We start from the raw sequence: 11984 nt of genomic DNA on the forward strand, positions 1-11984 counted from the left end.
TCGCTCCGGATCATTTGAACGTCGCGAAAGGAGTTCGCGCGCGAAAGGGGTAAGTGGAGCGCGACGCCGGAGATCGCCGCGCTCACACCGTCAGGTCAGCTTGCCGGTGTACTTCTCCAGCGCCGCCCAGGCGTCCGCGCCATAGGTCTTCTGCCACTGCGTGTAGAAACCGGCTTTCACCAAGGCTGCCCTGAACTGCACGGGATCGGGCGTGTTGAAGGTCATGCCCTTCTCGGTCAGCTCGGCCTGCAACGAGCGGTCCATCGCGACCAGATCGGCGCGCTCCTTCACTGCCGCCGCATCGAATGCCGCATTGATGAGTTCGAGCAGATCGGGCGGCAGGGCCGCCATCGCGCGGCGGTTGCCGAGGATCCAGTAGCCGCTCCAGCAATGGTTCGACAGCGCGCAGTATTTCTGCACCTCGTACAGCTTTCCGGTCGAGACCTGTGCCAGCGGATTCTCCTGCCCTTCGACGATGTGGGTCTGCAGCGCCGAATAGAGTTCACTGTAGGAGATGCTCGACGGCAATGCGCCGAGACCTGAGAACAGCGACGTCAACAATGCCGTCACCGGCACGCGAATTTTAAAGCCCTTGAGATCGTCGACGCTGTTGAGCTGCCGGCTCGACGACGAGGTGATCTGGCGGAAGCCGTTGTCCCAGACCTTCTTCAGCGGCACGACGCCGGACCTGGCGATCGCATCGCGGACGATGCCGCCGACGCCGCCATCCATCGCCGCCCAGACCTGATCGTAGGACTGGAACGCAAAACCGATGCTGGGCAGGCCCGACAGCGGCACCAGCGTCGACAAGGTCATGCTGGGTGCCGCCAATAGCTCGATACCGCCGGCACGGACCTGCGACAGCATCTCCGGATCGCCACCGAGCTGGCTGTTGGCGAATACGGTGATGTTGATCCGGCCGGACGACTGCGTGCCGACCAGTCTGGCCGCCTCGGCCAGACGGATTGTTAGCGGATGGGTTTCCGGAGTGTTGACGCCGAGCTTGAAGTCGAACTCTGCAGCGGCAAGAGACGGCTTACCAAACATCGCGGCGGCAAGTGCCACGGAGCCAGTTCCCAGCACCCGCCGTCGGGTCATGTTCCTTGTTTTCATTATTATTTTTCTCCCAGGCGCAGTCCGCGCCCATGGTCAGTTTCAGCCCTCTCCCTCTGTGACGCAAGGCACGGTGAAACCAATCCGCCCGTGGCACGAAACCATTTCCGGGAACTCACGAAACGATCCGGAAACAGATGGCGCTTACCAGTAGCTGCCATAGACGGCGCATAGACGCCCGGAGGCGACCATGAACCACTCGATCCATTCAGCCGATCGCGCGACCCACCTCAAGATTGTGGTTGTTGCCCTCGTTGCGGCCATCGGGATTGCGGCTTTCGGTATTTCGGCGCGGAACAACGCGGATTTCACCCAGACCGCCCAGACCAACCAGGTCATCAAGGCCGGCAAGCCGGTCGCGATCACCTCCTCGGGCACCTCGACGGTCCGCTAAAACGTATTCAGGCTTCGGCAGACAAAGCGGCCGCCTTCGGGCGGCTTTTTTGTTGGGCCTGATCGTCTCGCGCTCTGATCAGGGCGGTGTGGCCTTCGCCAGGTTCGGCTACGGCGATTGCGGGACCACCGAGAGCGGGGCGCGCGAGATCGCTGCCGCTGGTGCTCGATCTCGACGGCACCCTGATCAAGAACGACCTGTTCAATCTGAGCTTGTTCTCAATCCTGCGCCGCAATCCGCTGCTCGTTGTTTCATGCGCGGTCTGGCTGACGCACGACCGCGCAGCCGCGGCGAAATCTTAATCGCCTCCTAACGCGGTCGTTCGATTGCAATCCGCTCCGCGACCCCAGTTTTAGAAATTGTTCCATTAAGGTCGGCATCAACAGAGGCGCAGGCCCACAATGAATTTGCAGCAGCAAGTAATTTCGACCGGATTCAAGATCATCTGCACGGATTGCGGCAGCCTGGCGATCAAGGTCGCCGATCCCGCGCATGCGTCCGGCGACACCATCATCGAATGCCGCCGCTGCAACGCCGTGCGCGGCACGGTGGCGGACCTGCACACCCTGGCGCGGCGCGGCCGCGACCTGTTCGAATTCTAACCCCGGCGCCGCCGATGCTGTCAGATCCGAACGCGACCATGCAGAGCGACATTCCCTTGGACGCGGTCTGGTCGATCCTCGAGGCCGCCAACGAATTGGGCGATACCCACACGGTTGACGCTTGCCGCCGTATCATCGACGCGAATTTGCGCGGCGACGCCCCGGGACAATCCGATGTCAACGCGGTCGCCGCATTCTTTGCCTGATTAAGGCAACGCGTTCCGCGTTTGTGAATTCAATGCGGCGCCGCGGTGACAGATCGCCCGGCGGAAACATAACAATACAGACCGAGACGTCACTCAACCTTGCTTGACTTGATCAGCCCGAGGTCGATCGGCTAGCTGTCGCACAGCTTTCGATTCGGACGGGCCGATGCAATTGACGCGCGAAGACCTGGTTGTCGGGGTCACAATCCCTGGGTTCCTCGTCCTCAGCACCGCCTCGATGATCGCGTGCGGGCACGCGTTCCCGGCGATGCATGTCTGGCGCTCCGGCATCACTGCCGAGGCCATCCTCGGCACCGCCGTCATGGCCGTCTTCATCCCGGCGTTCATCGCGGGCCGCTTCAGCTTCGGTTATCTGGTGAGCTTCGCGCTGCTCTCAGCGGTGTTCGGCTTCGTCTGGCTCAGCTTCTTCAGCGCGTTCGATTATCCGCATGTCATCGCCCGCTGGGCCATGATCGCCGCGCTGGCCGCCGCGATGATCCCCCTGATGTTCCAGAATATGCCGGTTTGGCGGCCCGGCCTGTCCGAAACGGCGATCAAACGCATTGCGCTGCTGCTGCTGGCGTCGTCCTTGGCCGTGCTGGTCGCCGACATCTCGTACGGCGCCAATCTCGGCAACCCCTATGGCGCAGCCCGCAACGCCGTCACGCGGCCGGCGCTTTTGAATTATCTCACCGGGATCATGATCGGCGCGGTCCTGCCTTATCTGTTCGCGCATTTCGCGTCGCGCAGGCAATGGGTGCAGGCCGCTTGCGTGTTGCTGTTTGCGCTTTGCTTCTATCCGGTCGTCAACAACAAGACCGTGCTGCTGTTGCCGATCTGGCTGCCGTTTCTGTTCTGGCTGTTCGGCCGGTTCACCCCGCGGCTGGCCACGGTGTTCGCATTCCTCATTCCCATGATCATCGGGCTCACGGCGTTCGCCGTGCTCGGCGCCGACAGGGATTACGTCGTGTTCAGCGCCATCAATCTGCGCTTCCTCGCAATCCCGTCGCTCGCCCTTGATCAATATGCCGACTTCTTCGCGCACCGCGACCTAACCCGCTTCTGCCAGATATCGGTCGTGCGACGGGTGACCACCTGCCCGTATGGCGAGCTCGGCCCCGCGCTCGGAGCGATCTATCGGGACGGCAATTTCAACGCCTCCTTCCTCGCCACCGAGGGCATCGCGTCGGTCGGTCTTGCGCTTGCCCCAGTTTCGGCACTTGTGTGCGGCCTGATCCTGTCGGTGGGATCGATGGTCTCGCGGCACCTGTCGCCGCGCTTCATCGCGGTGTCCTCAGGCATCGCCGTTCAGGCCATCATGAACGTGCCGCTCACGACAAGCCTGATGTCGAACGGGATCGCGCTGCTGTTCCTGTTGTGGTGGCTGACGCCCGAATGGCGAGCGGAAGCTTCGCAGCATCAGCAACAGTCAACGCGACCCGTCGATGCCGTCGGTGTCGCGGCCTGATTTTTCTACGCCCTGCCCGCGGCACGACGCTGCGGCCTGAGAGATCGACAGCCGCGACCAAGCAACGCCGATACGACCCTGTGGCCTCACTTCTTTCGGAGAACGATGATGCTCTGATACGGTGAGATCCCGTTCATGCCGACGTCAACGAGATCAAATCGGTCGGTCCAGTGCGTCTCGATGTACCGCTTGCTGATGATCGTCTCGCCGTAGGTCATTTCGCCATCGACCGGATAGCTTTGCGGATAGAAGTAGAATCCGTCCCGCGCCACAGTCTCGGCGATTTTTTGCTGATCCCAGCCGGGCAATTTGGCAATCGGCTCATAGAATGCGTATGCCGGCGGCCGAACGGTCAGAAGAAAGAGACCGCGATTCTCCAGAGAATCGTGAACCGCGGTCAGGCATGTGTCGCTTGCGGCAGGCGAGAGGTGCGTCCAGATCGATAACGCGTAAGCGACATCGAATTTCTGGTTGAACGGCAGACGTCTCGGCAGACTGTCCGACAACACGATATCGGCGCGCGGGTTGGAGCGTTGCGCGACCTGGATGATGCCCTTGTGCGGATCACACCCATGCAGATTGCGCAGTGGCACATCCTTCATGAAGTACCGGAGCACACTGCCCCAGCCGCAGCCATAGTCCAGCACCGCGCATTCGGCGAACGGCTTATCCAGATGACGCCTGAGCTTATCGTGCAACAGGCGATAGGTTTCGATGACGGCGGCGCCGAGCTCCATCCCGGAACGACCGCTCCAGTTTTTCTGGGTGCCAGCATCTGGTGGATCGGGAATGGCGGCCTTGATCGCCTTGAAGCCATCATATTCCTTCCAGAGCAGCACGTTCCACAGATACGGATCGTCGATCCATTTGAGTGCGTCGTATACGGACTCTCCCCTTCGGCAGGCGGCGTCCGCTCTTTCCAGTTCGTCGTTGTAGTATTCGTTCAGCCACGAACTCCAGTTCATCGGCACGCCTCCGTGTTAGGTTCGCTTCATCAGCCCTCGCCCACGCTCGCGTCGTTTGAATGTCCTGAACTGTCTTCACTTACTCCGGCAACTTTAAGACCCGTCGAGAGCGTGTGAGTTCCGGAAGATGGTGGAACCGCTGATGTCGTTTTTGCGCCATGGACGAGCGATCGCCGTCGCCGGGAGTGACAGCGACAGACCTCAACCGCAGAACTTGGATCTGTTCCGCCAGCTTCCATCGCACCGCCAGCGACAAGACGCTGAAGACGAAGCCGACGCATGCCGTCGCAGAACCCGTGTCGGCAACGTCGACCGCAATGTGGTCACATCGGATGACACACGCGCAGGCGCGGGAACCAGTTGATGGCCACTGTCGAGTGTGACGCCGGCGGCGCGACGGCGAGGATCGACAAGATAGCAAACATGATCGATCACAATGAGAAGGTGCGCGAGACTCGCAGTCCGGCAAACGTCGAGAGCACCCGCCGTTTCGACCACGCCCAGCTCATCGGGACGGACCTGCCCCGAGGCGCAAGAAACGCATTCCGGCGACCTCCCAAGAAATACTCTTGGGAACCGACATTTCTGCTAAGTCATTGAAATAAATGGCGCGAGAGACGGGACTCGAACCCGCGGCCTCCGCCGTGACAGGGCGGCGCTCTAACCAACTGAGCTACTCCCGCGGATGCCGATCATCGGATTGATCCGCGCAGGAACGAGGGCATAAAGGCCCGCATCCCGATAGTCAAGCACGTTGCGGAGCCCTGCACAGCGCGGGCATTTTCGCGCCACCGGCGCGAGTTGTCGCCTGTTTTCAGGGGAAACGGCGTAGTCAGCAAAGCCCCGAATCAAATAAGGCCTGATACGTCTGGGTTTCCTGTGGCCGGGCCCGGCGCTGCCCGTTCCCCAGAACCGGCGGTTTCAGGACTTTTCCGGACGCATTTTCCCGACGCGAACGGCGCGCCATTCGCGTGAAAGCAGCAATCCAGCCATTCAGCAACGAGGAGGGCCACACATGGCGAAGAAAGCAGCGACCCCGGCGACGATCACGCTGAAGCACCTGGCGGCGGCCATCGCCGAAGAGCAGGAGCTGTCCAAGAAGCAGGCCGAGGCGATCCTGACCGACATGGTCACCCGGATCACCAAGCACCTCAAGAAGGGTGAGCGGATTCGCATCGTCGGCCTCGGCATCCTCCAGGTTCGCAAGCGCGCCGCCCGCATGGGCCGCAACCCGGCGACCGGCGAGCAGATCCACATCAAGGCGAGCAAGAAGGTCGCCTTCCGCGCCGCCAAGGAGCTGAAGGAAGCCGTCTAAGGCTCTTAACCTTCCCGGTTTGATACCAGGCGCCATTCCGGCTCGTGACGCGGCCCCGGAATGGCGCTTTTCTGTTGTAGAATTATCGCTCGATGCGCTTTGCTGCCCGAACCAACTTCGCCTGAGCGTCTTATTCCCGTTCTCCATCCTTGCGCGGTCTTCATGCTGGCACCGGCTCTCGACTTCAAGCACACCGTCACCGAGCGCTTCCTGCGCTATGTCGTGATCGACACCCAGTCCGATCCGGATTCGCCGACCACGCCCTCCACCGAGAAGCAGAAGAATCTCGGCCGCCTGCTGGTCGCCGAGCTGCAGGCGATGGGCATATCCGATGCGCACCTCGATCCACACGGATACGTCTATGCGACGATCCCGGCCAACACCGACAAGACGGTGCCGGTGATCTGCTTCTGCTCGCACATGGACACCTCACCCGACTGCACCGGCAAGAACGTCAAGCCGCAGCTCGTGAAGAATTATAGCGGCGGCGACATCGTGCTGCCGGCCGATGCCTCGCAGCTGATCCGCGCCGCCGAGCACGAAGCGCTGGCCGACCAGATCGGCAACGACATCATCACGACCGACGGCACCACCCTGCTCGGCGCCGACAACAAGGCCGGCCTCGCCGAGATCATGGACGCCGCGCATTTCCTGGTCACCAACCCGCAGGTGAAGCACGGCACCATCAAGATCCTGTTCACGCCGGACGAGGAGATCGGCCGCGGCGTCGACAAGGTCGACATCAAGAAGTTAGGGGCCGATTTCGGCTACACCATGGACGGCGAGACCGCAGGCCACATCGAGGACGAGACCTTCTCCGCCGACGGCGCCAGCATCATCATCGAAGGCGTCGCGACCCATCCGGGCTTCGCCAAGGGCAAGATGGAACACGCAATCAAGATCGCGGCCGCGATCGTCGATCGCCTGCCGAAGGACACCTGTTCGCCCGAGACCACCGAAGGCAAGGAAGGCTTTCTGCATCCGGTCGCAATCTCTGGGGCGCTGGAGAATGCGCGGATCGACTTCATCGTCCGCGATTTCACCGAGCAAGGCCTGAAGCAGAAGGAAGCGCTGCTCGAGAAGATCGTGCAGGACGTCATGAAGGGATATCCGCGCTCGACCTACCGCATGGAGGTCAAGCAGCAATACCGCAACATGAAAGAGGTGATCGATCGTCACCCCCAGATCGTCGCCTATGCGATCGAGGCGATCGAGCGCGCCGGGCTATCGCCGGTGAAGACCTCGATCCGCGGCGGCACGGATGGCTCGCGGCTTTCGTTCATGGGCCTGCCCTGCCCGAACATCTTCGCCGGCGAGCACGCATTTCATTCGCGGCTCGAATGGGTCAGCCGCCAGGATATGGAGAAGGCCGTGCAGACCATCGTGCATCTGGCGATGATCTGGGAAGAGAAAGCCTGATCAGGCCCGCGCCGTTACGATCCAGATCGCGCCCGGCAGCGGCACGGAATCGCCCTTGACGAACGGCGCCAGCGCCTCGCGCATCGACGCGATGGCGGCGGAGCGAACCTCATCCGGGTGCCCTTCCAGCGCGCGGCTGGCCGGCCCGATCTCGAGCGCGCCCTGGATCGCCGCATCGATGCCGCGCCCGGTCGCAACATCGAGTTCGACCCGGCACGGCTCCATGGCAACGTCGGAGAAGCCGGCTTCACCGAGGATCCGCTTCACCCGGGATTCGGACGCGAATGAGAACGGACCGGGGTCTTCGGGACCAAGCTGCGGCAGCTTCGGCACGTGCTTGTAGACCGCCTGCAGCGGCGCCATGAAGAACGGATTTTCGCGCGGCTCCTGCCAGCAGGCGAAGGCGAGCCGGCCGCTCTTCCGCATCGCTTTGTGCAAATTGGTGAACGACGCCACCGGATCGGCAAAGAACATCACCCCGAAGCGCGACGCCAGCAGATCGACGCTTTCGCCGGCGAACGGATAGATGGTGGCATCGACCAGCGTGAATTCGACCGGCAATCCCTGCGGCGCGCTCTGCCGCGCCCGCGTCAGCATCGGCTCCGAGACGTCGACGCCGAGCACAAGGCCATCGGGCGCAACCTTTGCCGCCAGCGCGAAGCTCGAGGCGCCGCTGCCGCAGCCGACATCGACGATGCGCTCACCGGCCTTCGGCGCGGCGCGATCGATCAGGAGGTCGAGCACCGGCTGCAGCACGATATCCTGCGCGGCCTGCCTCGAGGCCCAGCGCTGACCGCCCGGCCCGTTCCAGTATGCAATCTGATCGGCGTTTTGCGGATGGCCTGCGTTCATGCGATCCTAACCTTGTTGAGAAGCTTCAGTTATCTCATATTTGGGCATGATCTTCTTCGGAAAACCGCTTCGCACTTTTCCGGATCATGCCCTAGCAGCTCTCGCGCGTCGCAGCGCGCAGCATCGGCATCATCTGATAGGTGAATCCGGCATTGGCCCTGGTGACGGGATCGTTGGCGACGATCTCCTGCGGATCAGCCTCATCGGATAGTTGCAGCACGCCCAGTCCCCAGACGCCGGCGGGATCGGCCACCGGCCCGAAGATCAACGCCTTGCCGGCTTGCAGCAATTCGCCGCAGTAGGCGACATGCGCCTGCATGATTGCGGCTTCCTGCGCCGTCATGTCTTGCGGAAAGGTCGGGCGCGGTCCAGTCAATTTGCAGACGTAATATTTCATCGACCTGGTCCGCTCTCGAGGATTATTTGGCGGCAGCGCTCGTGGGCTTGGCCTGCTTCGGCGCTGGGGTCGTCTTGGCGGCATTGGCCTTCGGCGCGGCCTGCCCGTCATTGCTGCGCGCAATGCCCCAAGGGTCGGTGGGCTTCTGGTCCGGCACGCCGCTGAGCGCGCGCTGGTAGGCGCGCTGCTGCCGCGCCTCGTTGGCCACATCCGACGGCGACTTCTCGATCTCTTCGCGATAGCGCTGAACATGGTCCTGCTGCGCCAATGCCGGTCCGGCAATCATGGTGAGCAGAAAAATCGCGGCGAGTTTGCGCATGCATCAAGTTCCCGGTTAGGCGCAGAGAATAGCATCGCGGCGGTGTCGGCATCAAACCTGAGCGGCAAGAATGATGATGAGGGCAGTCATACTTTTGTCCGCCTCGGCTCTTTTTCGTGATGAACCAGTCCACCTACGCTCTTCGAGCTTCGGCGTGACAGCCTTCGCCCTGCGCCTCCGCGCAAGCGGGTGAATCCATCCGCAAAAGGCTGGCTTGCCGAGCTGTAGCCCGCAGGGCGAAGGCTGGTAGGCGGCGAGAGATTCGAACTCCCGACCCTCTCGGTGTAAACGAGATGCTCTAACCAGCTGAGCTAGCCGCCCGTACCTGCGCGCCTCTTTAGCCTCGCCCGCCCCTCGGGCGCAAGATAGCCAGGGTCGCAAAGCCTCAATCCGTAGGCCTCAATCCGTAGGCCTCGATCCCTGGGCTTCAATCCTTGGGCCGCGCCGGCAATCCCTTGAGATCATTGATCCAGGGCGCGGCGGAGCGGCACCAGATCTGGCTTCGCGGGGTCAATTCGCCGCGCTGACGAATGCTGCCCCAGCGGATGCCCCAATCGTCAGGACCGCCGTCCTCGCCGCTCGTGAACAAGGGGGAACCACAGTCGCCGCAAAAATGCTGGAAGCGGATCCGGCCGTTATCGCCCCGCTTGCCGTAAATCTTCGGCGCACCTGCGGTCAGCCGGACCTGCTCGGCGGCGCAGATCACCGTGACGCGATAGGGTGAACCAGTCAGCGCCTGACAGTCCGTGCAATGGCAAATCGACACCCGTTCGGGATCGATGTCGGCCTGATAGGTCACGGCCCCGCAATGGCATTGCCCGTCGATCCGCATCTGCGTTCTCCCAATTCGGCGTCGTGCAACAAAGGCGGTCGCCAAGAGGTCGTTCCCGGGATGCGGCCAGCAAGGTCTCCGGAACACCGTCGGTGCCCCGTTGAGACAATACTGGCATCCCAAAACGGGATTGTTTGGGATACCAATCTGGGATATGTCGGCATGACCGTCCTCCCACCGGCAGACCGCCATGTCGCAGATGCTTCAGATCCACGACCAGCTCCGGGAGATGATCCTCTCTCTCGACCTTGGCCCCGGCGAGCGGCTGACCGAGCGCTGGCTCGAGAGCCGGTTCGAGGGATCGCGCACGCCGATCCGCGCCGCGCTGGTGCGGCTCGAAGGCGAAGAGCTGGTCCGCCGCGACGGCCGCAACTGGATCGTCGCACCGATCGACCTCGGTGAGCTGGAGGCGCTGGCCGAGTTCAGGATTCCGCTGGAGACGACGGCCGTCCGCCTCGCCTGCGCGCGGGCGAGCGCGGCCGACATCGCCGGCGTCGAAGCGATGCTGGATGCCTGCCAGTCCGGCGCGCCGCGCGAGGAATGGCACCGCGTCGGCACCGATTTCCATGTCGAGATCGCGCGTCTCTCCGGCAATCCCTTCATCGTCAAGGCGATCGCCGGCGCCATGACCCGGCTGTCACGGGCGCGCTGGCTCGAAGTGTGGACCGAGCCCTCGCGCGAGCAGGCCTGGCGCGAGCACCGGCGAATTCTCGGCTTCATCAAGGCCAACGATCCGGATTCTGCCGCGCGCGAAGCCGCCGACCACATCACCGACACCCGCGATCGCCTGCTGCGTTCGCTCAACGAGGATCGCCGCGGCCTGCGGGCGCGCGGCTTCGCCGTCATCGGGCTGCGCTGACATGAACATGGAGATCGATCGCGAAGCGGCCCTCGACGCCGGACCCTGGAAGCGCAACCTGATCGTCTGCGTGCTCGGCTCCTTCACGACAATTGTGGGGATGACGCTGCTGCTGCCGTTCCTGCCGCTCTATGTCGAGCAGCTCGGCGTGACCGATCGTGCCGCCATCGTGCAATGGTCGGGCGTCGCCTATGGCGCAACCTTCTTCAGCGCGGCGCTGACGGCGCCGTTATGGGGACGGCTCGCGGACCGCTATGGCCGCAAGCTGATGCTGATCCGCGCGAGCCTCGGCATGGCGGTTGCCATGTCGCTGATCGGCATGGCGCATAACGTCTATGAGCTGGTCGGCTTGCGGCTGTTGACCGGCCTGCTCGGCGGCTACGCCTCGGGCTCGACCGTGCTGGTCGCGGCGCAGACGCCGAAGGCGCGGTCCGGCTGGGCGATCGGCGTTCTGTCGGCCGGCATCATGGCCGGCGGCCTGGTCGGTCCCTTGATCGGCGGCGTGCTGCCGGGCCTGATCGGCATCCGCGCGACCTTCTTCCTGATCGGCGGCGTCATCTTCATCACCTTCCTCGGCACGACCTTCCTGATCCGCGAGGATGCGCGTCCGAAGACGGCGAAAGGCGCCAAGGCGCACGGCGGCTGGTCGCTGGTTCCGGACAAGCGACCCGTGATCGCGATGTGGGGCACCGGCCTGCTCTTGATGATCGCCAACATGTCGATCGAGCCGATCATCACGGTCTATGTCGCGCAGCTGGTCGAGGCGCCGCAGGTGACGTTCGTCGCCGGCCTCGTGATGTCGGCGGCGGCGTTCGGCAGCCTGCTGTCGTCGTCGCATCTCGGCAAGCTGGCCGATCGCGTCGGCCATTGGCGGATCATCACCATCTGCCTGGCCGCCTCGGCGCTGCTGCTGATCCCGCAGGCCTTCGTGGTCAGCGGCTGGCAGCTGATCCTGCTTCGCTTCCTGATGGGGCTCGCGCTTGGCGGCCTGTTGCCCTGCATCGCAAGCGTGATCCGGCACAACGTGCCCGACACGGTCACCGGCAGCATGCTGGGCTATTCGATCTCGGCGCAATATGACGGCCAGGTGATCGGCCCGCTCGCCGGCGGATTCATCGGCGGCCATATCGGCATGCGCGCGGTGTTCCTCGGCACCAGCGTGTTGATGGCCCTCGGGGCGATCGGCAATTTCGTCATCGAGAAGAAAGAGTAGTCGCCTGCCCGGCTCCTCGTGATGACCAGA

General features: G+C 63.2%; 15 protein-coding genes and 2 tRNA genes. 9 read left to right on the forward strand and 8 right to left on the reverse strand.

The features are described from left to right. Positions 1 to 90: 90 nt before the first annotated feature. A complete protein-coding gene (locus tag HU230_RS15005) occupies positions 91 to 1047 on the reverse strand; it encodes a TRAP transporter substrate-binding protein (RefSeq protein ID WP_176535014.1) in 957 nt (318 codons plus the stop codon). 256 nt (positions 1048 to 1303) lie between these two features. Here HU230_RS15005 and HU230_RS15010 point away from each other — a divergent pair, with 256 nt between their 5' ends. From HU230_RS15010 to HU230_RS15030, 5 genes are all read left to right on the forward strand, one after another. Continuing rightward, positions 1304 to 1507 carry a hypothetical protein gene (locus HU230_RS15010; protein ID WP_092114654.1) on the forward strand — a complete coding sequence of 68 codons (204 nt, stop codon included), beginning with the start codon at positions 1304 to 1306 and terminating at the stop codon, positions 1505 to 1507. Positions 1508 to 1668: 161 nt separating this feature from the next. Beyond that, complete coding sequence (locus tag HU230_RS15015) at positions 1669 to 1809, forward strand: hypothetical protein (RefSeq protein WP_176528439.1); 141 nt, start codon at positions 1669 to 1671, stop codon at positions 1807 to 1809. A 99-nt stretch (positions 1810 to 1908) separates the two neighbouring features. Next, positions 1909 to 2109 (forward strand): hypothetical protein, encoded by a 201-nt coding sequence (locus HU230_RS15020; RefSeq protein ID WP_050405629.1) that lies wholly within the window; start codon positions 1909 to 1911, stop codon positions 2107 to 2109. Between the two features lie 14 nt (positions 2110 to 2123). Then, positions 2124 to 2315 (forward strand): hypothetical protein, encoded by a 192-nt coding sequence (locus HU230_RS15025; protein ID WP_176531004.1) that lies wholly within the window; start codon positions 2124 to 2126, stop codon positions 2313 to 2315. A gap of 166 nt (positions 2316 to 2481) precedes the next feature. Then, positions 2482 to 3783, forward strand: coding sequence for a hypothetical protein (locus HU230_RS15030; RefSeq protein ID WP_176531003.1), 1302 nt, complete (start codon positions 2482 to 2484; stop codon positions 3781 to 3783). Positions 3784 to 3869: 86 nt separating this feature from the next. On the opposite strand, the gene HU230_RS15035 is transcribed toward HU230_RS15030, so the two are convergent. Next, positions 3870 to 4748 carry a class I SAM-dependent methyltransferase gene (locus HU230_RS15035; RefSeq protein ID WP_176531002.1) on the reverse strand — a complete coding sequence of 293 codons (879 nt, stop codon included), beginning with the start codon at positions 4746 to 4748 and terminating at the stop codon, positions 3870 to 3872. Between the two features lie 606 nt (positions 4749 to 5354). Continuing rightward, positions 5355 to 5431: transfer RNA gene (locus tag HU230_RS15040), tRNA-Asp, on the reverse strand. Positions 5432 to 5763: 332 nt separating this feature from the next. Here HU230_RS15040 and HU230_RS15045 point away from each other — a divergent pair. Continuing rightward, positions 5764 to 6063: an HU family DNA-binding protein gene (locus HU230_RS15045; protein WP_016847738.1), complete on the forward strand. Its 300-nt coding sequence runs from the start codon at positions 5764 to 5766 to the stop codon at positions 6061 to 6063. A 162-nt stretch (positions 6064 to 6225) separates the two neighbouring features. After that, positions 6226 to 7482, forward strand: coding sequence for a peptidase T (gene pepT, locus HU230_RS15050; RefSeq protein ID WP_176531001.1), 1257 nt, complete (start codon positions 6226 to 6228; stop codon positions 7480 to 7482). On the opposite strand, the gene HU230_RS15055 is transcribed toward pepT, so the two are convergent. The 5 genes from HU230_RS15055 to HU230_RS15075 form a co-directional block, all read right to left on the reverse strand. Then, on the reverse strand, positions 7483 to 8334 hold the full coding sequence (locus HU230_RS15055) for a class I SAM-dependent methyltransferase (RefSeq protein WP_176531000.1): 852 nt from the start codon (positions 8332 to 8334) through the stop codon (positions 7483 to 7485). Positions 8335 to 8425: 91 nt separating this feature from the next. Then, positions 8426 to 8731 (reverse strand): YciI family protein, encoded by a 306-nt coding sequence (locus HU230_RS15060; protein WP_176530999.1) that lies wholly within the window; start codon positions 8729 to 8731, stop codon positions 8426 to 8428. A 22-nt stretch (positions 8732 to 8753) separates the two neighbouring features. Beyond that, entirely contained in the window at positions 8754 to 9050 is a 297-nt protein-coding gene (locus HU230_RS15065) for a hypothetical protein (protein ID WP_176530998.1), read from the reverse strand. 244 nt (positions 9051 to 9294) lie between these two features. Continuing rightward, positions 9295 to 9371 (reverse strand) — tRNA-Val (locus tag HU230_RS15070). Between the two features lie 106 nt (positions 9372 to 9477). After that, complete coding sequence (locus HU230_RS15075) at positions 9478 to 9882, reverse strand: GFA family protein (RefSeq protein ID WP_176530997.1); 405 nt, start codon at positions 9880 to 9882, stop codon at positions 9478 to 9480. A 190-nt stretch (positions 9883 to 10072) separates the two neighbouring features. On the opposite strand from HU230_RS15075, the gene HU230_RS15080 reads away from it, so the two are divergent. Then, positions 10073 to 10741, forward strand: coding sequence for a GntR family transcriptional regulator (locus HU230_RS15080; RefSeq protein WP_176530996.1), 669 nt, complete (start codon positions 10073 to 10075; stop codon positions 10739 to 10741). A 1-nt stretch (position 10742) separates the two neighbouring features. Beyond that, positions 10743 to 11954, forward strand: coding sequence for an MFS transporter (locus HU230_RS15085; protein WP_176530995.1), 1212 nt, complete (start codon positions 10743 to 10745; stop codon positions 11952 to 11954). Positions 11955 to 11984: the final 30 nt, after the last annotated feature.

This window comes from Bradyrhizobium quebecense (assembly GCF_013373795.3).
In the GTDB taxonomy this organism is placed as follows: Bacteria; Pseudomonadota; Alphaproteobacteria; order Rhizobiales; family Xanthobacteraceae; genus Bradyrhizobium; species Bradyrhizobium quebecense.